This window comes from Synechocystis sp. PCC 7339 (assembly GCF_019924095.1).
GTDB lineage: Bacteria > Cyanobacteriota > Cyanobacteriia > Cyanobacteriales > Microcystaceae > Synechocystis.
In genome coordinates, this window is record NZ_CP063659.1 from 3,316,559 (window position 1) to 3,339,970 (window position 23,412).

Annotated in this window: 24 protein-coding genes and 1 CRISPR repeat array; of the genes, 6 read left to right on the plus strand and 18 right to left on the minus strand. The window is 46.1% G+C overall.

What is annotated here, in order from left to right:
- Positions 1-48: 48 nt before the first annotated feature.
- The 5 genes from IQE94_RS15650 to purN all read right to left on the minus strand — a co-directional run bounded on the left by IQE94_RS15650 (position 49) and on the right by purN (position 4,220).
- Positions 49-453: a CAAD domain-containing protein gene (locus IQE94_RS15650; protein WP_223342275.1), complete on the minus strand. Its 405-nt coding sequence runs from the start codon at positions 451-453 to the stop codon at positions 49-51.
- A gap of 102 nt (positions 454-555) precedes the next feature.
- Entirely contained in the window at positions 556-1,314 is a 759-nt protein-coding gene (locus tag IQE94_RS15655) for a trans-aconitate 2-methyltransferase (RefSeq protein ID WP_212720298.1), read from the minus strand.
- 23 nt (positions 1,315-1,337) lie between these two features.
- Positions 1,338-2,837 (minus strand): AAA family ATPase, encoded by a 1,500-nt coding sequence (locus tag IQE94_RS15660; protein WP_212721989.1) that lies wholly within the window; start codon positions 2,835-2,837, stop codon positions 1,338-1,340.
- Between the two features lie 10 nt (positions 2,838-2,847).
- Positions 2,848-3,570 carry a PD-(D/E)XK nuclease family protein gene (locus tag IQE94_RS15665; RefSeq protein ID WP_212720296.1) on the minus strand — a complete coding sequence of 241 codons (723 nt, stop codon included), beginning with the start codon at positions 3,568-3,570 and terminating at the stop codon, positions 2,848-2,850.
- Positions 3,567-4,220 carry a phosphoribosylglycinamide formyltransferase gene (gene purN / locus IQE94_RS15670; RefSeq protein WP_212720294.1) on the minus strand — a complete coding sequence of 218 codons (654 nt, stop codon included), beginning with the start codon at positions 4,218-4,220 and terminating at the stop codon, positions 3,567-3,569. The genes IQE94_RS15665 and purN overlap by 4 nt, the downstream gene beginning before the upstream one ends.
- A 116-nt stretch (positions 4,221-4,336) precedes the next feature.
- Between purN and psbX the strand changes: the two genes are divergently transcribed.
- Positions 4,337-4,456: a photosystem II reaction center X protein gene (psbX, locus tag IQE94_RS15675; RefSeq protein ID WP_190598576.1), complete on the plus strand. Its 120-nt coding sequence runs from the start codon at positions 4,337-4,339 to the stop codon at positions 4,454-4,456.
- A gap of 163 nt (positions 4,457-4,619) precedes the next feature.
- Here the strand turns inward: psbX and IQE94_RS15680 are convergent, their stop codons facing one another.
- Positions 4,620-5,030, minus strand: coding sequence for a hypothetical protein (locus IQE94_RS15680; RefSeq protein WP_223342276.1), 411 nt, complete (start codon positions 5,028-5,030; stop codon positions 4,620-4,622).
- A gap of 191 nt (positions 5,031-5,221) precedes the next feature.
- Here IQE94_RS15680 and uvrB point away from each other — a divergent pair, with 191 nt between their 5' ends.
- The 3 genes from uvrB to IQE94_RS15695 all read left to right on the plus strand — a co-directional run bounded on the left by uvrB (position 5,222) and on the right by IQE94_RS15695 (position 7,976).
- A complete protein-coding gene (gene uvrB / locus IQE94_RS15685; protein WP_212720284.1) occupies positions 5,222-7,231 on the plus strand; it encodes an excinuclease ABC subunit UvrB in 2,010 nt (669 codons plus the stop codon).
- 147 nt (positions 7,232-7,378) lie between these two features.
- A complete protein-coding gene (locus IQE94_RS15690; RefSeq protein ID WP_194016799.1) occupies positions 7,379-7,591 on the plus strand; it encodes a type II toxin-antitoxin system VapB family antitoxin in 213 nt (70 codons plus the stop codon).
- Entirely contained in the window at positions 7,578-7,976 is a 399-nt protein-coding gene (locus IQE94_RS15695; RefSeq protein WP_212720281.1) for a PIN domain nuclease, read from the plus strand. The genes IQE94_RS15690 and IQE94_RS15695 overlap by 14 nt, the downstream gene beginning before the upstream one ends.
- 84 nt (positions 7,977-8,060) lie before the next feature.
- Positions 8,061-9,108: direct repeats of the CRISPR family, unit length 36 nt; unit sequence GTGCTCAACGCCTTACGGCATCAATGGTTTAGGCAC.
- A 252-nt stretch (positions 9,109-9,360) separates the two neighbouring features.
- On the opposite strand, the gene cas2 is transcribed toward IQE94_RS15695, so the two are convergent.
- The 12 genes from cas2 to folK all read right to left on the minus strand — a co-directional run bounded on the left by cas2 (position 9,361) and on the right by folK (position 19,990).
- The gene (cas2, locus tag IQE94_RS15700) at positions 9,361-9,654 is read right to left on the minus strand and encodes a CRISPR-associated endonuclease Cas2 (protein WP_212720271.1); all 294 of its coding nucleotides are present in this window, start codon (positions 9,652-9,654) and stop codon (positions 9,361-9,363) included.
- An 8-nt stretch (positions 9,655-9,662) separates the two neighbouring features.
- Complete coding sequence (cas1, locus tag IQE94_RS15705; protein WP_212720269.1) at positions 9,663-11,333, minus strand: type I-MYXAN CRISPR-associated endonuclease Cas4/Cas1; 1,671 nt, start codon at positions 11,331-11,333, stop codon at positions 9,663-9,665.
- A gap of 134 nt (positions 11,334-11,467) precedes the next feature.
- A complete protein-coding gene (locus IQE94_RS15710; protein ID WP_212720267.1) occupies positions 11,468-11,680 on the minus strand; it encodes a hypothetical protein in 213 nt (70 codons plus the stop codon).
- A gap of 68 nt (positions 11,681-11,748) precedes the next feature.
- Entirely contained in the window at positions 11,749-12,384 is a 636-nt protein-coding gene (gene cas5 / locus IQE94_RS15715; protein ID WP_223342277.1) for a CRISPR-associated protein Cas5, read from the minus strand.
- Positions 12,377-12,637, minus strand: coding sequence for a type II toxin-antitoxin system RelE/ParE family toxin (locus tag IQE94_RS15720; RefSeq protein ID WP_212720263.1), 261 nt, complete (start codon positions 12,635-12,637; stop codon positions 12,377-12,379). The genes cas5 and IQE94_RS15720 overlap by 8 nt, the downstream gene beginning before the upstream one ends.
- Entirely contained in the window at positions 12,634-12,873 is a 240-nt protein-coding gene (locus IQE94_RS15725; protein WP_212720261.1) for a hypothetical protein, read from the minus strand. Before IQE94_RS15725 ends, IQE94_RS15720 begins: the two co-directional genes overlap by 4 nt.
- Positions 12,874-12,902: 29 nt before the next feature.
- On the minus strand, positions 12,903-13,760 hold the full coding sequence (cas7i, locus tag IQE94_RS15730; protein ID WP_212720259.1) for a type I-B CRISPR-associated protein Cas7/Cst2/DevR: 858 nt from the start codon (positions 13,758-13,760) through the stop codon (positions 12,903-12,905).
- 47 nt (positions 13,761-13,807) lie between these two features.
- Positions 13,808-15,322 (minus strand): type I-MYXAN CRISPR-associated Cas8a1/Cmx1, encoded by a 1,515-nt coding sequence (cas8a1, locus tag IQE94_RS15735; RefSeq protein WP_212720258.1) that lies wholly within the window; start codon positions 15,320-15,322, stop codon positions 13,808-13,810.
- 2 nt (positions 15,323-15,324) lie between these two features.
- Entirely contained in the window at positions 15,325-17,595 is a 2,271-nt protein-coding gene (gene cas3 / locus IQE94_RS15740; protein ID WP_212720256.1) for a CRISPR-associated helicase Cas3', read from the minus strand.
- Entirely contained in the window at positions 17,585-18,232 is a 648-nt protein-coding gene (gene cas6, locus IQE94_RS15745) for a type I-MYXAN CRISPR-associated protein Cas6/Cmx6 (protein ID WP_223342278.1), read from the minus strand. The genes cas3 and cas6 overlap by 11 nt, the downstream gene beginning before the upstream one ends.
- On the minus strand, positions 18,229-19,233 hold the full coding sequence (locus tag IQE94_RS15750) for a YafY family protein (protein ID WP_223342279.1): 1,005 nt from the start codon (positions 19,231-19,233) through the stop codon (positions 18,229-18,231). Before IQE94_RS15750 ends, cas6 begins: the two co-directional genes overlap by 4 nt.
- Positions 19,234-19,402: 169 nt before the next feature.
- On the minus strand, positions 19,403-19,990 hold the full coding sequence (gene folK / locus IQE94_RS15755; protein WP_223342280.1) for a 2-amino-4-hydroxy-6-hydroxymethyldihydropteridine diphosphokinase: 588 nt from the start codon (positions 19,988-19,990) through the stop codon (positions 19,403-19,405).
- 234 nt (positions 19,991-20,224) lie between these two features.
- Here folK and IQE94_RS15760 point away from each other — a divergent pair, with 234 nt between their 5' ends.
- Complete coding sequence (locus tag IQE94_RS15760) at positions 20,225-22,507, plus strand: mechanosensitive ion channel family protein (RefSeq protein WP_212720250.1); 2,283 nt, start codon at positions 20,225-20,227, stop codon at positions 22,505-22,507.
- A gap of 47 nt (positions 22,508-22,554) precedes the next feature.
- The gene (locus IQE94_RS15765; protein WP_212720240.1) at positions 22,555-23,337 is read left to right on the plus strand and encodes an ABC transporter ATP-binding protein; all 783 of its coding nucleotides are present in this window, start codon (positions 22,555-22,557) and stop codon (positions 23,335-23,337) included.
- Positions 23,338-23,412 lie beyond the last annotated feature (75 nt).

Below are 23,412 nucleotides of genomic sequence, written 5' to 3' on the forward strand. Positions count from 1 at the left end.
ACCCGGAGGACAGGGGCAGGAAAAAGGGGCTGGGGTGGTCTGGAGACACTAACCGCCAAAAATTTGCTCCTTTAGTGCACCAAACTCGGAAGCCAACTCTTGGCGTTTTTCGGCCTTCCAAAGGTAACGCCAGATAAACCAAGCGGTATAGCCCATGCCGATCAACTGTAAAGTTGGTGCCAATAAAGGAATATCATTAATGGCATCGAGCACAGCAATCAGAATTTTGACGCTGATAATGCCTAACAGGATTATGCCCAGGGAAATGAGGGGTTGTTTGTTGTCCTCGAAAAATTCCCCGGTCATTTCAGGAATTTTACCCAGCACTTCCCACACCGGTTGTAGCCATTCCTGCCAAGCCTGGTCGGTGATTGGGGACTTTTTGGGATTGGGAGTAGTGATTGGTCCTACGTCGGTTTTAACCCCAGCAGTTGCTGTCTTTTGTTCTTCCATCTTCAACCAGTCCTTTATTATTCGGATTGAATGTTTACGGCCCACAGCCCCCCATATTGGGACACTGTTTAGCTTCTGCCCATATTATCGGAAAATTGCTTTTTACACCCTGTCTTGGGCCAGGGCTTTTCCACTTTGGCCAATGGGAAGCGCAAAGCAGTGGTGGAAACCCCTAGGCTCAGTAAAGAGGACCTCGGGTGGTATAAATCCTGCTTTTTGACTAATTTCTGCCATGGTAGCCACTAATTCGGGGAAATCGCACTCGTTTATATGGGTAGCGATCGCCTGGAGTTGGTCGGGAGCAAGGGCAAGCCATTGGCTTTGGGCCCGGTCTAAATAGGCTTGGATATATTGCTGTCGGTCTTGGTAGGGCTGACGGAAAACGTCATAGATGAGTAGATATCCCCCGGGGCGGAGTAGGGAAAAGCAATGGGCAAAAAATTGCTCTTTTTCCTCTAACAGCAAATGGTGCAAGGAAAAACCGGCGTGGATGAGGTCAAAGGTAGCTTGGGCGGTTTGGTTTGCGTGGTTTAAATAGGTCAAAAAATCCGTCTCCCTGAGCTCTACCTGGGGAAAAGCGGCCAAATTTTGCTCAGCCAAGGCTAGGGCATTGGGGGATAAATCCACCCCCGTATAGGAATTAATTTTACTGCCCATCAAGGTTTTGGCGATCGCCTGGGCATCCCCACAGCCAAGGTCCAACAAATCAAACGGGCGATCAAACTGTTGTTTAATCAAGGCCTCCACCGCCTGCTGAATTTGCTGATGGGCCATGTAATTGTGCTCAATTAACTGCTGATAGGTTTGCCATTGCTGAAAAAATTGTTTGGTTTGTTCAGTGGGTCTGGGGGAATTGGCCATGGGGAAGAAAACGGGGTAAATGGTCAGCTAATGGCGGGAAAACCACTGTCCCTGGAGGCTAAACGGGCTTTACCGGCGGCGGCCCACTCCTGCAAAAATTGGATTTGTTCCTTGGCAGTGCGGGCCAGGGGCACCACCTGGCTAGCGGCAGAAAGAATATCATCAGTGGTAAATTCCCGATTCTGGCTAAAGCCGATATGCATTGCTTCCACCAAAATTTGCTCAATTTCTGCCCCGGAGAAGTCTGGAGTTTCGTAGGCCAGGCGGGGGATGTCGTAATCGCTCATTTTATGGGGGCGCAGGCGGTGGAGATGGACGGCGAAAATGGCCTCCCTTTCCGTTTTATTGGGCAGTCCCACAAAGAAAATTTCGTCAAAGCGGCCTTTCCGCAAAAGTTCCGGCGGCAGACTCTGGACATTGTTAGCGGTGGCCACCACAAAGACGGGGGAAGTTTTTTCCGCTAGCCAGGTGATAAACGCTCCAAACACTCTGCTGGTGGTGCCCCCATCCCCTCGACTGTCCATGCCCCCAAAGGCTTTATCAATTTCGTCAATCCAAAACACACAGGGGGCCAAAGCTTCAGCAAGGTTGATCATTTGCCGGGTGCGGGCTTCCGATTCCCCCACCAAGCCACCAAACAGCCGCCCCACATCCAACCTCAACAGGGGGAGATGCCAATGGTGGGCGATCGCCTTAGCGGTGAGGGATTTCCCCGTGCCTTGGATGCCGGCCAAAAGTAAACCCCGGGGATAGGGCAGACCGTAACGCCGAGCCTGTTCACTGAAGGCTCCCCCCCGCCGGAGCAACCAGTCCTTAAGATTATCCAGACCCCCAATGTCGCTGATGCGTTCACTAGCGGGATAAAAATCAAGGATTTGGGTTTGGCGGATGGATTGACGTTTTTCCTCCAACATTAACTCCACATCGTCCGCTCCTAGCTGGCCATGGTCTGCGAGGCAACGGGCCAGCACCCGCCGGATTCTTTCCATGGATAAACCTTGGGCCGCTCGGCTCCACTCGTCTCGCAAAGCTGGTTCTAGGGTCTGGCCCAAACCACTGAGTAATCGTTCAATTTCCCCTTGAATTTCAGGGCCGCTGGGCAGGGGAAAGTCCACCACTGTAATAATTTCTGCCAACTCATTGGGGATATAGATCTGGGGCGCAACAATGACAAGATTTTTGGCTTCAGCTTTGAGACGACGGGCTAGATTCCTTAATTTGCGGGAAATGGAAACGTCGTCTAAAAAACGATTAAAATCCCGCAGAACAAAAATGCCATTACTGCTGGCGGGCAATTTTTCAATAAATTCTAGGGCTTGGAGGGGATTACGGCGTCCCACATTGGCCCCATTGGGATTGCCCTGGTAGCCCTCCACAAAGTCCCAATAGTAAACCGAGCGATGGCCCAACTTCTCCGCACTGGTGGCGATCGCCATTTCCAATCGTTCTTCTTCCTGGGTGGGAATGTAGAGCAAGGGGTAACAGGCCCGCAGTAACAATTCAAATTCTTCACTAAAAGTCATGGGCAAATAACTAGTCTGGTGGAAAAAACTGGTCGTGGTAGGGGCAACGATCACAATTATGCCGGTGGGGCAGGGGGGTACGATTTCGGTGCCAAGCGGCTAACCCTTGACGAAATTGCTGGAGCAAATCGGTCAACTCCCGTTCAGTGGCCCGGTGCTGAGCTTCGTTATAGGCGATGGTATAGTGCTGGATTTTGTCCGGTGACTGCACAAACCAATAGGTCATGGATAATTGTTCCGGTGCATAGGCGCTCGTTGCCGCTAATACGTACAGGTAAAGCTTAGTCTGCCAATGGTGGTGAAGTTTTTCCGGTTTGGGGGGCTGGGGATAGGTTTTCCAATCAAAAATCTGCCCCTGCTCTGGGGTGAGCACCAACAGGTCATAGACCACTGTCAATAAAACGTCGTCCCTGGCTAAGGTTCGTTGATGTTCAGCTTGCCTTTGGCTCGGGGGGAGGTAGAGCGCCGGCACTGTGGCAATTAAATTTTTTAGGGAACCTAATAGATTTACTTCCTGGGGGTCGAGGTTGGAGGTCGCTAAGGTTTCCAAAGGTAAACCCAAAGTCCATTGTTGAACCAGTTGGTGGAAATTTTGCCCCCATTCCGTTTTAGCCTGGCGCTGGGGTTCGAGTAAACTGCCCAACTGTTCCCAATAACGCCGTTGAAATTGGGGCGGACAAATACTTAACAATTGCAGATGGCCTTGGCTGAGGGAAAAATAGGGAGCAGTCATGGGCTTGGCTGGGCGGCAAGGGCGATCGCCAGGGAAAAGAGGCGATGTTCTTGGACTTGAATACGTTGATGGAGAGTCTCCCTCGTGTCATCGGGCAAAATCGGTACCACTGCCTGGGCCACAATGGGACCACTGTCCACCGTTGCTTCGGCGTAATGTACTGTGCAACCACTCACTTTTACCCCCGCCGCCAGGGCCTGTTCCACGGCCCGCACACCCCGAAAATTGGGCAATAAACTAGGGTGAATATTCAACACCCGCTGGCTAAAAGCATCCAACAATACTGGGGTCACAATTCGCATCCAACCGGCCATGATCACCCATTCCACCCCTGCTTGGCGAAAATGCTCCACAATGTCTTCATCCAGGGCTTCTCGACTGGCATAGTCTCGATGGTTGAGTAATCGGTGGGGCACTCCATAGTCCATGGCCCGTTGTTTTACGCCGGCATCGGGGTTGTTATAAATCACCAGCTTCACTGCGGCATTTAAATTTCCTTCCTTAATGGCCCTGGCGATCGCCGCAAAATTACTGCCACTGCCGGAGGCCATCACCCCCAGGGATAAACAGCGGGGTTGGGGAATATCTTCTAAAGCAATGGGGGGAGAAATAAAACTCAAGTTATCCGACAGATCTGGCATAGCCGACATAGGTTAAAAATCAGGGGCTTGGGGCCCGGGGCAATCCTGCCCTCAACGGGCTAACTTTGACATCCGATGGCGATAGAATGGGGAGCGATGTCTTTATAAAATGAGGTTAACGCGATATGACCCCTTCTTTAGCAAACTTTCTCTGGAGCCTGGTGTTGGGTGCTGCCATTGTACTGATCCCCGCCACCATTGGGTTAATTTTCATCAGCCAAAAAGACAAAATCAGCCGCTCCTAGGTTCTTCCTGGGAGAAGTTAGATCGTGAAAACCTCCAGTCGGCCATAGTTTCCGAAGCTGGAGGCTCATTTCTAGTAGATTTATGTTGGTTCGTTGTGCCCGGGGCGATCGCCTAGGTTTAAGCTCAGGGCAAGGGAGCAAAGCAAAAATTCCCACCGGAAAATTAATCTAAGTAACCCATCAGAGTGTTGGGATCATCAATCTCGTTGGAAGCCACTGGCCGATTGCCAGCGGTAATTTCGCTGATGTGGAGATGGCTCAGGGCGATGGGACGGTTACCAGAAACGGTCATGGTACTGCTCACTTCCATCGTGCTGGCCCCCACAGGTCTGGTGGCTCCCATGGAACCATAGGTACTCACTACATGGAGCTTGCTGGCTTCAATGGGGCGATTAGTGGGCATGCCCTTGGGGGTAGGTAGTAGATCAAGACCACCGACATGCTTGGGCTTCACCAAGGCGGACTCATCTTTGCTGGAACCGGCTCTGGGACGACGACCCCGGTTAGGGGTGCTGGTTTTGCTGGCGGTTTCTTCGTTGGGGGTGGTGTTGGGCCCCTGCTGTTCCTCAGTCATGCTGTTTATCTCCTTAATATAAATATTCGATTAATCGATTAACAATAAACCAGTGTGCGAGACATACAGGCCACCCACCGTGTTTTGTTAGCATTACTCTGCTTGTTTTCAAAGATACACCGCTGAATGGCCAGCCAAGATAGATATCTTTAATCAGCCCCATTATCCCAGACTATAGCCCCTTTGCCGCTATGACTTCTGACCTGTTTTCCCTCCATGCGCCCTTCCGTCCCACCGGGGATCAACCCACGGCGATCGCCAGTTTGCTTGATTCTTTGCAGGGGCAACACAAGTTCCAGACCCTACTGGGGGCAACGGGCACAGGGAAAACCTTCACCATGGCTTCGGTGATTGCAGAGTTGGGAAGACCCACATTAGTATTGGCCCACAATAAAACCTTGGCGGCCCAATTATGTAATGAACTACGGCAATTTTTTCCCGAAAATGCAGTGGAATACTTTATTAGTTACTACGACTATTACCAGCCGGAAGCCTACATTCCCGTCACGGACACCTACATTGAAAAAACGGCCTCCATCAACGATGAAATTGATATGTTGCGCCACTCGGCCACCCGCTCCCTGTTTGAACGGCGGGACGTCATTGTGGTGGCCTCCATCAGTTGTATTTACGGTCTAGGTATTCCCAGTCAATATCTGAAGGCGGCGGTGCCCCTCCAAGTGGGCGCAGAATATGATCCTCGGTTGGTGATTAGGGATTTAGTCAATGTGCAATATAGCCGCAATGACATTGAGTTACAACGGGGGCGATTTCGCCTCAAAGGAGATGTATTAGAAATTGTGCCGGCCTACGAAGACCGGGTGATTCGCATTGAATTTTTTGGTGATGAAGTGGAAGCTCTACGGTTAATTGATCCCGTCAGCGGCGGAATTTTGCAAAGTTTAGACCAAATTAGTATTTATCCCGCCCGTCACTTTGTTACCCCAGAAGAAACCCTGGAAAAAGCCTGTCAGCAAATTCAAACAGAAATGGAGCAACAGGTAGCTTTTCTAGAAAAAAATAATCTTTTAGTGGAAGCCCAACGGCTCAGTCAACGCACCCGCTATGACCTGGAAATGTTGCGGGAAGTGGGCTATTGCAACGGAGTAGAAAACTATTCCCGCTATCTGGCCGATCGCCAGGCGGGGGAACCACCGGAATGCTTAGTGGATTATTTTCCCGACGATTGGCTGTTAGTAATTGATGAATCCCATGTGACTATTCCCCAATTGCGGGGTATGTATAACGGTGATCAAGCCAGAAAAAAAGTCTTAATTGATCATGGTTTTCGTCTGCCCAGTGCGGCGGATAATCGTCCTTTAAAAGCAGAAGAATTTTGGCAAAAAGTTAAACAATGTGTGTTTGTTTCTGCCACTCCGGGGGTTTGGGAAATAGAGCAATCAGAAGCCAGGGTGATTGAGCAGGTAATTCGTCCCACGGGGGTTCTCGATCCGGAAATTTTTGTCCGTCCCACCACCGGGCAAGTGGATGATTTATATGCCGAAATTCAAACTAGGGTATCCTTGAAGGAACGGGTTTTAATCACTACTTTAACCAAGCGCATGGCGGAGGATTTAACGGAATATTTTTCCGAACGGGGAGTAAAAGTTCAATATCTCCATTCCGAAATTCAATCTATTCAACGGATTGAAATTTTACAAGCTTTACGGGACGGAGAATTTCATGTGTTAATTGGGGTAAATTTACTGCGGGAAGGGCTAGATTTACCGGAAGTTTCCCTGGTGGCCATTATGGATGCGGACAAGGAAGGCTTTTTACGAGCAGAACGCTCTTTGATTCAAACTATTGGCCGGGCCGCCCGTCATATTCGGGGGCAAGCGATTTTATACGCCGATAATTTTACCGATAGTATGCAAAAGGCGATCGCCGAAACGGAAAGGAGGAGAAAAATTCAGCAAGAATATAATGAAAAACATGGCATTATCCCCCAACCGATTAATAAACGGGCTAACAATGCCATTTTGCAATTCCTTGATATTTCCCGCCGTTTAAACAGTCAACAGTTGGAGGAAGTATATGAACAGGCCCAGGATTTACCCCTAGAAAAAATCCCCGATTTAATTCAACAATTGGAAGAGAAAATGCAGGAAGCCGCTAAAAAACAAGAATTCGAAGTGGCCGCTACCTACCGAGACCGCATTCAACATTTGCGAGATCGCCTTTTGGGACACAAAAGTTAAATTGCTACTGCTCAACGCCTTACGGCATCAATGGTTTGGACACCGCGATCCAAAATTTTTTTTCCCTTTCAGCAATGATTGGTCTATAAGCACTCGGCTATAATTTACTCCAAACCCCTTGAAACAAATGAGTTGCACGATCACCTTATGCAAATCACTATTAACCTAGACGATTCCCTCCTTAACAAGGCTTTTCGACTTACCCATCTTTCGACTAAGGAAGAACTGCTTAACCTTGCCCTAGAAGAATTTGTGCGATCACGCCGCAAGAAAAACCTGCTCGATCTCGCAGGGCAAATTCAGTTTGCCGAGGATTTCGACCACAAAGACCTGCGCCAGACTCGTCATGCTACTGATTGATACTTCTGTGTGGATCAGTGTCTTCCGCGACCGCACACGCCAAGTCCGTCAACAACTCGAAACACTAATTGGCGATCGTGGTGTTTTTCTAGCACGTTTCACTCAGCTTGAACTGCTTCAGGGGAGTTTGAATGAAAAAGAGTGGATGCTTCTTTCCACCTATCTTGAAATTCAGGACTACGTGGAACTGACAAATGATTCCTGGCAAAAGGCAGCGCGAATTTTCTATGATTTGCGTCGTCAGGGGCTAACGGTTCGCAGTCCAATTGATTGCTGTATCGCTCAAGTTGCTTTGGAGAATGATTTACTGTTGGTTCACAATGATCGCGATTTTGAGACGATTGCCCAGGTGCGTTTACTCCAACACTTCCCATTTCAGTCTTGATGTTTTTGTCAGGCGATCGGTTTCTTCCAAAATCTCCTATTCCCATAACTATGCTCTGTTAATATTCGGAAAATTCATAATTTCGTGCTCAACGCCTTACGGCATCAATGGTTTAGGCACCAAGGGGGATTAGTACCGGGGAAGAACTATCGCGTCTAGTGCTCAACGCCTTACGGCATCAATGGTTTGGACACGGCCGCACCGCTGGCCTTTTTGTAACTAACTCCAGTGTGCTCAACGCCTTACGGCATCAATGGTTTGGACACGGCTTGGTTACTGAACTTCCCCCCGCCTTACTTGAGGGTGCTCAACGCCTTACGGCATCAATGGTTTGGACACCTGTAGCGGCTTGCCGGGGAGCATCGTAGCTATTGTGCTCAACGCCTTACGGCATCAATGGTTTAGGCACGCAAAAGTCGCCATTTTAGGAATCAAAACACTAGCGTGCTCAACGCCTTACGGCATCAATGGTTTAGGCACTACATTTGGATCGCAGGCCAGCTCGGGCCGGCTGACGTGCTCAACGCCTTACGGCATCAATGGTTTAGGCACCATCATCCTATTATTTATTAGGATTGAAGAGTCGTGTGCTCAACGCCTTACGGCATCAATGGTTTAGGCACAGTCCCCGCCCCCAGGGCCGCTAGGGGGAACCAGTGTGCTCAACGCCTTACGGCATCAATGGTTTAGGCACACCAGCGGTCAAATTGGTTTTTGTCGTTGGCTTCGTGCTCAACGCCTTACGGCATCAATGGTTTAGGCACTTGGGAGCACTATTAATAGACCCTAGCGCCTTTCAAAAGTGCTCAACGCCTTACGGCATCAATGGTTTAGGCACACGGATCCAGCGGTCAAATTGGTTTGCGTCAACGCCTTTGTGCTCAACGCCTTACGGCATCAATGGTTTAGGCACACCAGCGGTCAAATTGGTTTTTGTCGTTGGCTTCGTGCTCAACGCCTTACGGCATCAATGGTTTAGGCACTTGGGAGCACTATTAATAGACCCTAGCGCCTTTCAAAAGTGCTCAACGCCTTACGGCATCAATGGTTTAGGCACACGGATCCAGCGGTCAAATTGGTTTGCGTCAACGCCTTTGTGCTCAACGCCTTACGGCATCAATGGTTTAGGCACGGCGACTTTCAAAAAGATTAGCATGCGTACCTTCTACAAGGATTTTACAAGGTGCTCAACAACTCAAATTTCAAAAAAGACAAGTCAAGGAAAATAGAGTAGAAGAGGTTTGCACAATTTAGACAGGACAAGGGATACAGCGTTTACAAGGATCTAACTGATAGAGGAAAGACCTCAATGGATTATCAGATAAGGCATTGGGACTGCTTAAACAGAGTTGGTGAGAAAACAAAGACCGATCCTTGCGCTTAGTCAAATGACCCGAAAGCCACCCCCTTCTAGTATCCAAGTATTTTGGCGATTATATTTTGGTAAATCCTTGACACATTGAGCTGACAGCCTAATTAAAATTAGGTCATCATCCAGAGTCAGAATCTTTTCCAACTCCCAGCGCAACTTTTCACGCATTCGTTGACTAAGCCAACAGCGAAAAATTGAGTATTGTAGGCGATCGCCATACCCCTCAAGTAGTTTGTAAGCTTTACGCCAGCGTTTAGGACAACGGATGTCATAACAAATTAAATACCAATTTTTGAGTTCTGCCATAATTCCCCCTAGCGTAAAATCAAACGACCAAAGAGACCGGCTTCCCCCGACCATTCTTTTTCGAGTAGACGCACTTCCAACTCAAATAAACGGCGGTAGGTTAGGGAATAGCCTGTGGCAGGATGTTTCCACTTTTCTGACTTACGGGCCTCATAGATTTCAATAAACTTACGTCGTCCCGATTCAGATAGCCAAACCTGTTGGCCTCGAATATCAAAATCTTCCGACTCATGCCATTGACCCCGATTCAGAGAACTAATAATTGTCATATCAACTAATGGCACTCGAAATACTTCCATCAAATCCAAAGCCAAGGGCGGCGCTTGGGTTCGTGGCTGATGGTAGAAACCAAAAGCAGGTTCAAGTCCCACCGTCAAAATGGCATTCATCACATCCTTAATCAGTAACGAATAGCCAAAACTGAGTAGAGCGTTGAATCGATCCTTGGGAGGGCGACGATTACGACCCGCAAAACGAAGATTTTCAGAAACATCTTCTGTGAGAAGTTCAGGTAAAGCGGCAAAATATAATGCGGCAATGTTGCCTTCATACCCTAATAAAGACGCTAAAGATTCAGAATTTTGAACAAGACGCACAACCGCCTTAATTTGGTCGATTGCTTGTTCCACTATTGGAAGCGATTCTTGCCGATTACGCTTGCCTCGCATCAAAAATTTTCGTTGACTTTCACCGCGACAATAAACTAATTTTTTTGCCAAACTGAGAGTAAAATCTGGCTGAGTTAACGCCTGATATTGATGAATACGTCTTTGAATACTACCTTGACGAGTATCTAAACTACCCACATAACGCCCTCCCCCAGAAATGAAGTGGATACCAACATCTTTGTAAGAAAGAAAATGCAGAGCTTGGGTAGAAAGCTGGGAAAAGCTATGAAGTACCACCTGACTAACTTGTTGCACCGATAATTTTTCAATTGGTTGATCGCGCCGTGTAATTTTGAGTTGTTCCCCGGTACGACCAACACGGGTTCCCGGTTCCAAAATATGAATAACTTCGCGCTCATTATCCTGGGGAAATAACCGGGTCGGATGCCATTCTTTATTATGAGCAAGACGGGCTTCCTCCGGTAAACACACCGCTGCCAGAGAACAACGGGTACAAAGATGTTCGTTGTTGGTTACGGCTGGACGATAGGGCGATCGCCGCAGAGCTTTAGCTTCTTGAATGGCCGTCTCTACCGAACATTTTGCTGCTTGGTCAAAGGGAATATGAACTAAAACATTGTCCGCATGGTAACGAATTCGCCCCTCAGCTACAGTGATGCCTAACGACACCTCTAAAAGGTAACAGTAAGCCAAAATCTGTAGGCGATCACTTTCCCAGGCTTGGGGCTGCTTATTTTCATCCCGGTAACAACGTCCCCGTTTATGCTCATAGGGAATCGTTTCCCCATTGCGAGTTTTGAGGGCATCTACCCGACCCCGTAGACCCAATAGTTCATCTTCCAGGTAAAGATCTAACCATTCTTCATTCTCTTTATTGTCAATCTCTTCATGTAAGCGCCGACCAGCAAAGACAGCGGCATCTTGAGTGTAGAGTTCCTCTACTTCTTCTAGATAAAAAAGACGAGGACAATAAGCATAAGCATGAAGAGAACAAACTCGGAGGGTATCTTCCGTAATTTGTTGAGTTTCTTGTGGTTTTAATGTGTACATAAGAGTAAGTAAAATTCGATTACTTACATTCTATAAAAAGACCCCTGCAAAAATCTTTCAGGGGTGAAAATAAATACGAGAAATTTTAGGTGATTCTGCTACCCATCAAAACCATGCGTGAGTATCTAAAACAATCATCGTTCTGCATCCCAATTTTCATCGATAAGACTCAAAACATCGTTTTCATAGACAATACTATTTTTAAGGGGATTGTTGGTTGACCAATCAGCTTGATTTGGAGAAGTGGATACTTTTTGCTTAAGAGCAACCATAACGCCATGTAAAATATTGATCGTTAGACCATCAACAGAATCTAATTCAGCTTTAAATTGTTCACGACTAATCATTTTGATACCTGGCAATTGTGCAGTATTTTAGTGATGTTTAAAAAGGTATAGCTAAAACTAACCTTATTTTAATGATTAGCTTTAATCGTGATCCAAGCCGCATCACGAAATTCTTGCATTTTCTCCAGAGTAAACCGCTGGAATGTCCCCTGAGTTGTTTTTCGATCAATCCAAACCGGCAAACCAATGAGACCACGATTATCTTTCATCAGCCATCTAATATCGCCATCTTCTGGTCGATAGGGACGAATTCCATTCACCATTGCCCAGGATTCCCCGAGGGACAGGCCCCCAAAACGGGTAATTTCTTCCGGTGTAGAGACGGCGATCGCCACCCGGTCGGCTAGAGTAATTTTAGATTTCTCGCCTGAAGAATCAACTTTGAGAGCGACCTTCAAATCAGTGAGTAATTCCTGATGATTTGGCTTGGAAAATTTACTACTCGGATAACTTCCCAAGCGTTGTTTACTAAACTTGTGGTGACGTTGCTTACGAACAATTCTTGAAATAGGTGGAGGATCACCAATCAAGCCAATGGCGATCTTTACGCCCAAATGGGCAGTTAAATTTTCTTCCCCAACTAAAGATAGGAGAAAACCATAAACCGTGGAAGGGGGCGGATAAAGATATGTTTCTTTATAATCCCTGGCAAAACTCCGAGGAAAACTTGTGCAGGGACAATCCAGATAAAAGAGATTAATCATAAACTTCTCGACGATGGGCAACTTTTACAATTAAGATGACCAATTCGTTATCTTGAACTTTGTAGATAATGCGATAATCACCAACACGAACGCGAAAAAGTCCATTGCCATTTTTTAATTTTTTAGTATCAGTAGGATAAGGATTAATAGCTAAGTTATCAATTTTTTGAACTATCCGAGCCTGAATGTCCTTCGGGAGTTTAGAGAATGACTTTTGAGCTGATTTCAGGACTTCAATACGATAGGGATTCATTGATAACCTAGCTCCTGCTTAACAACCTCCCAGGGGATTGTTTTCGCATTATCGGGATCTGATTCCGCTAGGATTGCATCATGAATATCTCTTAAGTCTTCTAGCTCTTCAGCATCAATAATAGCCAGTTGTCCTTGAATGATTTTTTCAAGAAAGTCATCAAGGGAAAGGTTACGTTGCTTAGCCAAATCCAATAACTGATCCCAGGTGTGATGAGCGATTTGAATACTGGTCATAGAATTAACTCCTGATTATTAATTAGATTTTAGGGAACTACGATGGAGAGATGCTTTTTCGCTTCGGCGATCGCCGACTTAACTCCTCCCTGTACGGTAACACCGAGCTTTTTAAGTTGGTCACTGTAGGGCGTTTGCACGATTTCCCCGCCCACAATTAATTCTGACGCAGGAATATCACCCACTTCAACTAAGCGAACTAATTTAGCACAACCAATAGAATCTCCTACCCGTTCAAAACAGCCCATAATCCAGGGACTCGGATCTTCTGTAACCCGCAAAACAATGGATTCTGGCCGAAATTCATAGAGAAAACGGGAATGATTACCCCCCACATGGCGAATAGCGGCGATCGCCTCCAATAAATACTCAGCCCGTTCGATCTTTTTCAGGTGGGAAGGGGTAACAGCCAACGTATATTGATAGGCAGTACAGTGAACCTCTGTTTGATGGATAGAAGTCTTATTTTTTTCGCCACCTTTAGAACCAAACGCAATATCGCCCCAATAGGGATCAAGACTAATAGCTCGGCTAATTTCCAAAGCTCCCCGGCGCTTGGTGGTTGCATCTTTATTATCTGAACCTTTTTTGGCATCCATATAACCAAATAGATCATCATCAATGTACTGCTCGGCATTGAAGACTTCGGTTTTAAATTCATACCTATCGGCATCTGGATCAAAACTGCGATTCGTTGTGTCCCCATGATGCTGCTGGAAATATTCCCGATAAGCCCAGCGGATAGCTTCAGCACTCACTGTTGTGTACTGGTCAATACCACGGGTGATTTTTTGGAGTGTTGACAGGGTACTCCCATCTCCTTCACCCCGATTATTGGCGGCAACAGCAGTGGGGGTCACGATATTGGCAAAAAGATGCTGGGTCATGGTCCGTTAAATCCTTAAAAATTGAGTGGTTATTTAATGAAAAAAGCCTAGGCAAGCTCTAGTTCAAGACCGCTTTCAGATTCGGTATCTGGGATAGCCTGATCCAGAATTTCTTCAGGAACTTCCGTTTCCCCCTGCTTGTTTTTGCCCTCATAGGTGGCGATCGCCAGTAGTGCTAGATCACGAGCTTGTTTCCAGTGGCGATCGCGGTGTAGCCATTGGTAAATTTCAGGGCCAGCACCACGGGCCGCTTTATTGGGATTCCGACTGAGAAAATCCACTACTGCACCAGCAAATTCAAGTTGTGTGTTGGGGCGTTGCAAAAGATAGATTATCTTTTTAGTAACTTGTGGGTAATCTAATTTACGTCCTTGTTTATTTGCTTGTTCAATTTGTCCGTGTAAATAAGTGCTAAATCCTCCTTTAATCGCATCAAAAAAAGTCTGTTCAAGCGGGTCAAGATAATTGGTCATTTGAGTTAATCCTTTACGTTCATAAATTTCATTGGTTTTACGGAATGAAAAAAAGCCCTCATACCAGCGTTTATTGACAATTAAGTTATCCGCAATCCACGGCAAGACTTTGGAAGCGGCTAACCAAGTTTTCTCCCCATCTTTGTCTTGAGTTTTACGGACAACAGCAGGAAATAATTGCCAAGCATTTTGATATAGCTCCAACACTTGATCAGTGACATGAACTCGATAAACCTCCTGTTTTAAATAAGATTGATTGCCATCCCAGGGTTGCTTGCCTAGGCGATAAACCTCACAGTAGTTCACACGAAACTCTTGGGAGTCTTCAATGAGTTTCTCCTGTAAAAGAAATCGTAAGGCAGATTCTCCAGCACCATTGGCTCGAAACTCTCCATAGGGAGTCAGTTTTTGTGCGGTCTTACCTCGAGCAACTTTACGACGGTTAACCCAGGCGGGCAAATTCATAACGGCAGGAATAACTAACGCGGATAAATAACCCGGCAATTGGTAGTATTGACAGGCAATGGGAAGAAATAATAAAGCCAAGTAATTTTCAGGTGATTCTTTATAAGCTCCGTTACTAAAATCTTCAATAAGGCCGGGTAAATGATGACTTTTTAAGGGAATTTCTTTTTTAAAATTACCTCTGGTATTAAATGCCTCTTTAAAATCTCCAGTGTAATAACAACTTAAAACGGGTCGGTAATTATCTAAGCGAACTTCTGGCTGATTCTCATCTATCTTAAAACTCTTTGATTGAGTATTTGAATCAAATTTACGTTGTTTCTGATATTGCAAAAATGTTGAAGTCAATCCATTGGTGAAAATGTATAAACTCTGTTCATCTAATTTTAGAAAGGGTATGGCAATAAAACCATCCTTGATTTGATAAGTTTGTGACATTAGCCACTGAATAGCTTCTTTATCGGTACATTCCCAACTGAGTCGCACTTCATCGTCGGTGACTTCCCACTGTAAGGGAGCATCTTTTTCGTCAAGGCCAGATAACGCTAATGCTAAACCGGCAACGCCAGCCCGATGGGGTAATAAACTATTGGGATTAAAGAGAGAAAGAATCATTGTTGTCATTACTATTTACCTCCTCGTTGTTTGGCACCAATTTCTTCGGTGTAAGACCAAATATCCGTTGGAGCGATGGGATAAAATTTGTACTTTTCTTTAGGCTTCCATTTATTCATTGGAATGGGGACGGTATATTTGGGAATGTCTTTAGCAGGCAAAGTTTTAATGGTCGGCAAATCTTGCTCTAGAAGCACTGTGATGTTGTGTCCTGCCTGCCGCAACGAAGCGGGATAAGTTCGCCAATGACCATCCAACCAAACCAAATCCAAGTCATCGTCAATAGCCTTTGGTTCTGGGGTAAACTCCTCTAGCCATTGAGCAAGCTGAGCTTGATTGACCTCTCCCGTAAAACTTTCAAGCATTGCCTTTCCTTCGGCTAACGTAGCGGAACTGTAAGGAAACCCCTCTTTTTCATCGGGATAGAACAGGGCATCAAGGGCATGACCACAATACCTTCGATTTAAACGTCCTAAGCGTTGTATTAACCCCGCTGGGTCGGCAATCTGAGAAACCAATAGGGTGGCAGATAAATCTAATGACATTTCTGCCACTTGGGTACAGATAGCAATGATGGGTTTTTTCTGGTCGGGTTTAAACGCATCTACCACGGCACGATGATGCCTAACCCGATCCTGATAGCGATAGCGACTGTGATAGAGCAAGGCTTCTAACCCTCGCCTTTTCGTTTCTTCATAAACGGCGATCGCCGTATTAACCTGATTGCAAACCCAGAGCACTTTTCCACCCTCTTTTAATTCCTGCTCCACCCGTTCCCAATTCGCTTCTTCTTTCAGTTCAAATCGATAACGAGCTTGGGTTTCAATTTCTTTTGGCCCTTCAATAATTTGAATGGGTTCACCCACTGCATCTTCAATCGCTGTTTTTTGCCAGGGCAAGATGGATGCTGACATCAATAAAACTGGTGCTTTAACCACTGTTAAGAAACGCAGTAGCGTCCAAAAAAGTTTGGCATCGTAGCAATGAATTTCATCAAAAACAAAGGCCGCGTTGGCGATCGCCGGAAAACAGTAGAGCGGACGACGATTACATTGAAATAAACCGAGTACAGTGTCCACTGTGCAAACCACTGACTCTGCTCCCCAGGCCCGGAAGGATTCAAGTTTGATAGCCACTTCTGACCCTGAATCCAGTTCCTCTTCTTCGCCAGTTTTCATCATCTCCAAATCGACTTGATAGCGAGAATGAAATAATTCTGCCTCTATCTTTCCATGAACGTAATCAATAAAACCTTCGGTACTGGTTCCCGTGGTGGGATAACAGAAAAAGAGTTTCCGACCGATGGCATGGGTTTTAGCCCAGTTATAAGCTCCTAACGTTTTTCCTGTTCCGCATCCTGCTCTGGCGATCGCTACTCGACTTTTGATGTTACCTAGATTTTCTTGAAAGGGTCTTAGGGAATGACCCGCTAAACGTTCCTTAATCACTCGGTCTAGTTTATTTTTATCGAGTGTGGTTGTAACTTCCTCTTTAAGCCATTGCTCATAGGTTGGTTGCTTACCATCTTTCTTTGGTAACGTCACATTTGGAAATGCTGAAGCCGAACAATCTCCTGCGACTAAAAGTGCTTTAATGACTGCACAGAGAACTGGATCAATAGGCTGTTCTTCTAGGGCTTCCTTAATTTTCTGGCGTTTTTGTTTGATATCCGTCACTGTCCAACTTTGAGACGGAGTTATTGAAAGTTTAAGCTTTTCAGGCAAACCTTTTAGGATTTTGACACCATACTTCAGTAAACTTTTGAAAGTTGGATGTAAAAAATAAAGCGACATTTCTACATCACCACTTTGCTTAATTTCACCAAAATTATCAGTACATTTCCCACCGTTGCCTCCCAATTTAAGATGATGACCACCGGCCGCAACCAAGGCCGTATAAAAATCACCATCAGCCTGTTGTAACCAGTCTCGAAATTCCCAAGCTAGAAGAACAGAAACCACTTCATGGCGTAACATTTGATGCTGATTTAGCTCTCGTTGGGGAGAGGTTCCAGGTATTTTTGAGCGCACCATGCCTTGAAAATGGTCGTTTGCTTTACCCCAATCATGCAGATATGCCGCGAGTTTTGCCGTATTTCTCAAATAATCTAAATCACAGGTCAAGCCAAACTGTTGCAGTAGGCGATCGCCGAGTATATCGACTAAAGCGGTGACAGCATTAACGACATCAGCAGTATGACCAACCAAACTATAAGACCCTTTCCAGTGTCCTGGCTCATAGGATTTAGCCAATAAGCAATCAGGTTTTAATTTAGGTAACATTTTCGATCCCCTCCTTTTTTGGGTAGAACCAACCACATCCAAAGTGACCTCGACCGCCTAGCCCTAAACATTGCAATTTGACAGAATCCTCATCACTTAAACCTTCCACTGTGACCCCAAAACCCATAACGTGCTTGCCATGAATTCGGAGAGATCGCCGGGCTAGATTACCGTCAACACTACTTTCAATAAAGGGTTGACCCTGAATGTTTAGCCTTTCTAAACCTTTTTGACAGGATTCAAGAAAATATTGCGGTGCAGTGTGGTTATTCCATTCTTCTAACTTAATCACCACTAGGCGAGAGGTTAAAACAGACTGAGATTGAACAATCGTTAAACGAGGCTGAATCAATCGAATCAAATTGCCCTGTATATCTAGCACTTGATTTTGAAGAGCGCGATACCAAGTTTGAGCTTGTTCTGCAGGGCAACGCAACTGAAAGCGAGAATGACGATTTAGATAGATCATTCCTTGTTTATCGCCAATACCAGGAATGCTAGAAATTAAAATCTCTGGGGAAATTTCTATTTCTTGAGCTTGGCAAATTTGCTTAATTGCTGAGTAAAGAGCGTAGCCATGATCTGCTCGAAGTATTTTACCTCTCAGCAAAAATTGAAGCTCTAAAAAATTCATCATTCAAAAACTCCTGTTTCATTTTGTCGGGCCATTGCCTCAGTCTCTTCCTGAAGCAATTTGACCAGTTCTGGTGGAGACTTGGCCAAAGCATCCTTGCCGTAACCTAACACCCAACGCTTCACTTCCTGAAGTCCTCCCACTTCCAGATACAACGTTAAAGACCCGTCGGGATACTCATCAATCCTTTGGGAAGGATGCCACTCCCGCTCTCGGATAAAAGGTGCAGACTTCGCAGAAAATAGAATTGTTATTTTATGGAGGCGATCGCCCTTTTCTACTTGAAACGCATTCTTACTGTATTTTTTCCAATCAAAGTTAGGGTCAGGTTCAAAGAATTCATCGAGGATTCGATATTCTCGGATGCGGTCTAAACGGAATTCCCGAAATGCTTGGCGATTATGACAAAAAGCAACTAAATAGGGATTACTGCCCCGATAAATATCCAAATAATAGGGGTCAACAATACGTTCCGATTCTTCATTCCTGCCTGCGGTGTAATAGCGCATCCATAATGACCGTGACGACCTCCAAGCCTCATGTAAGACCTGATAAATATCCGGGTCAAGATTTAACAATCCTGCCCCTGACCGAAAGTGAATCCGCTCGTCGACTAATCGTTCTAAATCCACCCAAACCTTTTCCGGTAAACGGGCTGCTAACTGTTTAATAGATGATTGCAATTCCGCTTCATAAGCAGACCCAGAATAAGCTTCTAATGCCCTTGCTCCCAACGTTAAAGCAAATAATTCCCCTTGGGTTAAGGGAATTGTTGGTAAACGCCAAGTACTATCCGAATAGTAGTAACCTTTAGACTGATTAAATTCAATAGGAGCATTAAATCTATCTCTTAAAAAAGCAAAGTTGAGACGAATCGTTCTTTCCGCTACACTTAACTTTTCAGCGATTACTTTTGCTGTATATCGAATAGGTGAGCGAATATATTCATCAATTGCTAGTAGTCGTTCAAGCTGTCGAGGGGAAAGTACATTTTGAGCCGTCATTGATTAGTCATCTCAACTCATTACTTACAGCCTAAAATACGGCCCCTGCAAAAAACCTTCAGGGTATAAAAATATTATTTTTTTCTTCTCGTCAACTCGGCCAATCATTTTTCAATTAGACTAAATCGTTTTGCTGAAGGTCGTTTCCCATTGTCGTCAACAGAGACCTTTATCTGTGAACTGCCACAGCGCCGGGGGTTAAAACTTGCCCTGATTCCATTCTCCCTTCTAATTCTGGCCCTGGAGCAACGGGCCAAACCGTGGTGCAATCCACCTGCTCAACTAATTGGGTGACGGTTTTTCCTGACCGAGGATCAACCCAGTCCGGCGCTATTTCTGCCAGGGGAACTAGCACAAACGGTCTGAATTGCATCTGGGGATGGGGAATGGTTAGTGTGGCCTGATCTAGTTGGCGATCGCCGTAGAAAATTAAATCCAAATCTAGGGTGCGGGGTCCCCATTTTTCCAAACGAATGCGGCCAAATTTTTGCTCGATGGTCAACAACGTTTGCAATAACTCCGGGGGAGACAAACTGACCCGTAACGTCACACAGCCATTGATATAGTCCGGTTGCGGTGGACCAAAAGCCTGGCTACGATACCAACTAGAGCAGCGCTCCACTTCAATACCGGGCACTAAAGCTAATTCGGCGATCGCCCCTTGGAGATTCTCCAACACTGGGCCGATGTTGCCCCCCAAACCCACTACTACCCCATGACATGGTTGCGGAAAATCTGTAGGGGAAACAGGAGCCATAAAAATGGGGACAAATAATCCATTCCATCCTACCAAAAACTTTTAACCCCAAACCCCTGGAGACCATTGGCAACTTTCTAAATTTGTCTGGTTTATCACAGGGTTTAAACGGATCGTTACTTCGGGCGCCACATTGGGGAACAACAATGGTTAGCATCAACCATTTTTAAAATGTACTCACTGCTAAGATGGCGATGAATTATTGCAAAACTTTACAAAACTCTGACCACGCCTATGGGTTACCGACTTGCCACCATCAAGCGTCTGATTCTGCTTTGCCTTTTGTCCCTCACCCTAACGGTGCTCCTTCCCCCTGCTACGGCGCAAATAGTTTTTTCTCCGGGGGGAACAGATAGCGGTCAAAATACCTCCAGTACGCCCTGGTGGGACACCAATAAAGCAAGACGTTGTGGCCGGCTCTGGTGCAGTGACGTGTTTTTGCGGGGTAGTTCCCAGGTCACCTTCACTGTGGGTTTAATTCCTAACCCCGAGGAAAGTTCCCAAGCAGCCGCCCAGGCGATCGAAAATCGGGCTAAGCAAGTGGAATCTATTTTTAATTCCATTTATTCTCGGTTAATTAGCTTGAATACAGTGGAAATTCCTCAGAAGGACGTACAATTTCTCCGTTCCAAGGTTTTTGACCTGAGGGAATCTCGCCTTGGTTATCATTCCAGTCCGGACAGCTTGGAGGAAACGGCCCCGCCCTCCCCAGACTCCACCCCGGCCGCCCCCCAAGTTAAGCAAGACGACCAGGAAAACAGTTCCGTTGAGCGGAGAACCCCTACTACTTCTTTCCGTAAAGCTCCCCAGAGTGCCATCCGGATTATTTCTTCCCCGGCCCCAAATTTGGCCAATGTGGCCGCCGATGAAATCCATCCTCTCACCCCCAATGTGGAAGTAGGTATTCAAAATAATGAGACAGTGATTTTTGTGCCCAGTCAGCCCGCCCTTGGCCTCGCCCAGCAAACCATTGTTACGGTCAACCAAGCCGATGAAATTATTAATGGTAAGCCCATTAATTTACTGGCTCATGAGTGGCGTGACAGAATACAAAGTAGTTTTGACAAGGCTTTATGGGGCCACGAACTTGACCGCCAACATCCCTGGGATCGCTATTACATCAGTGGTGCTTTTATGGTGGTGGCCCTGGCGATCGTTACGGTTATGGGCTTAATTAGATCTTTTTTCCACCGTCGGAACCGCTATCTACGCCAAGAGTTGAAAATTTTAGCCCAGTCCATCACCAAAGACATTGAGGCAGAAAGTGCTGAATCCTTGCGCTTAGCTAGCCAAGAAGCGTCCGAGTCCCCAGAATCAAGCCCCGATCGCCAAAGGGAAGCAGGGCAAAATGGCCATGAACCACCATCTAAGGAGCGCAGTTTTCCTGGGTATATGCCCCTAGCCAACCAATTTAGACATCGGGTTAACCATGCCTGGCAAAATATCGGCGATTTAGCCAGTTTTAATTTACGGCGGCAAACCATCCTCAAACAACGCCGTAACTTTGCCTTATTGGTGTGTTGGATTTTATTATGGCTCCAGATTTCTTGCCTTTTTATTGTGGTAGCTTTCATCGTTTATGTTTTTCCTTCCACTCGACCCTTTACCTTATTATTTATTGGTCAAGCTATGTATTTTCCCCTGCTTTGGATCGGGGTGACTTTAATTGATAAGATATGCGGTATTTTTGTGGATGGTTTTCTCAATAATTGGGCTAAAGAACAGCAATCCTATAACGAACATTCTAATCGTTATACTCTCAGGGTTATGACCTATTCTCCAGCCATCAAGGGGGGAATTTCAGTGCTGATGACCATTTTTGGTATCTTGGGCACTATTTGGTTATTTGGAATTAATCCTTTGGTATTAGCTAGTTTTGGCGGAGTTGCCTTTGTGCTAGCTTTTCTAGGGCGCAACGTGGTGGAAGATATGCTCAATGGCACCCTCATTCTTTGGACAGACCGCTATGCCATCGGTGACGTGGTGCAAATTGGGGATGTTTTTGGTTTGGTGGAAAATATGAACATTTACATAACCCAGTTGCGGGGCCCCGAAGGCCGTTTGAGCACCATTCCCAACGGTAAAATTTCCGTAGTCCAAAATTTGACTAAGGATTGGTCCAGGGCGGAATTTATTGTGGAAATTGACCAGTCTAGTAATGTGGATAAGGCCCTTAATTTAATTCGGGTCGTTTCTGAACAAATGCGCGAAGATCCACTCTGGCAAGAGAAGATCTTGGAACCGGCGGCCATTTTGGGGGTGGATGACATTGCCTCTAAGGGGATTCGGCTCCAGGTGTGGATTAAAACCCAAGCAGGGCAGCATTGGCCCGTGGGCAGAGAATTTCGCCTCAGGATGAAAAAGGCTTTTGAGTTGGCCGGTATTGCTCTGGGAGCTCCCCAGCAAAGGATTATGTATCATCATCAGGGTCAAAAAAGTAATAACAGCAACGGTAAAACCGATGGTTCCACTAAGGCGATCGCCTTGGGGCCCAATTTTCCCCAGGAATATAATTAGCCTTTAGACTGACCGATATAGGCCACTGTCCTTCCTCCCCGAAGCCCATGAGTGACACCGTCCAACCCATTATCGAATTCCGTGGTGTGAGCCAGAGCTTTGGCCGTAAAGTTATCCTCGACGATGTGGACCTAAAAATTTACCCAGGGGAAGCGGTGGGGGTAATTGGGCCATCGGGGACGGGCAAATCAACTATTTTACGCATTGTGGCTGGCTTGCTCACCCCCGACAGTGGCGAGGTCGTTGTCCATGGTCACCGCCGTCAACGTTCCATTGAAGAAGGGGAAAAAGCTCTAGGGGTGGGTTTAGTGTTTCAGCAGTCGGCCCTGTTTGACTCCCTCACTGTGGCAGAAAATGTGGGTTTCACCCTCTACCGAGATTCAGACCTACGGCCGAGGGAAATTAGGGCCATTGTGGAAGAAAATTTGGAGTTGGTGGGCTTGCCGGGCATTGGTGATCGGTTTCCGGCAGAATTATCCGGCGGCATGCGTAAACGGGTCAGTTTGGCCCGGGCAATCGTAATTAATCCTGAACAACATCAGCAATATAAAAACATTTTGCTTTACGATGAACCCACCGCTGGGTTAGACCCGGTGGCATCCACTAGGATTGAAGGTTTAATTCGCCACCTCCTCAGCCAGGATCATGTTTGTTGTTGTTACCTAATTGTTACCCACCAATTCAGCACCATTGAACACACCACAGACCGGATTATCTTTCTTTACGATGGCAAAATTCAGTGGGATGGTTCTACGGCGGACGCATACCAATCTGATCACCCTTTATTGAAGCAATTTTTCTCCGGCAGCATCGACGGCCCCATTAGTTAATTGTTTTTTTAATTAAATTGTGACTTGAGCTTAATATAATTAAATTCAAATCAGCTTTGGTAGAGGGTTAATAAA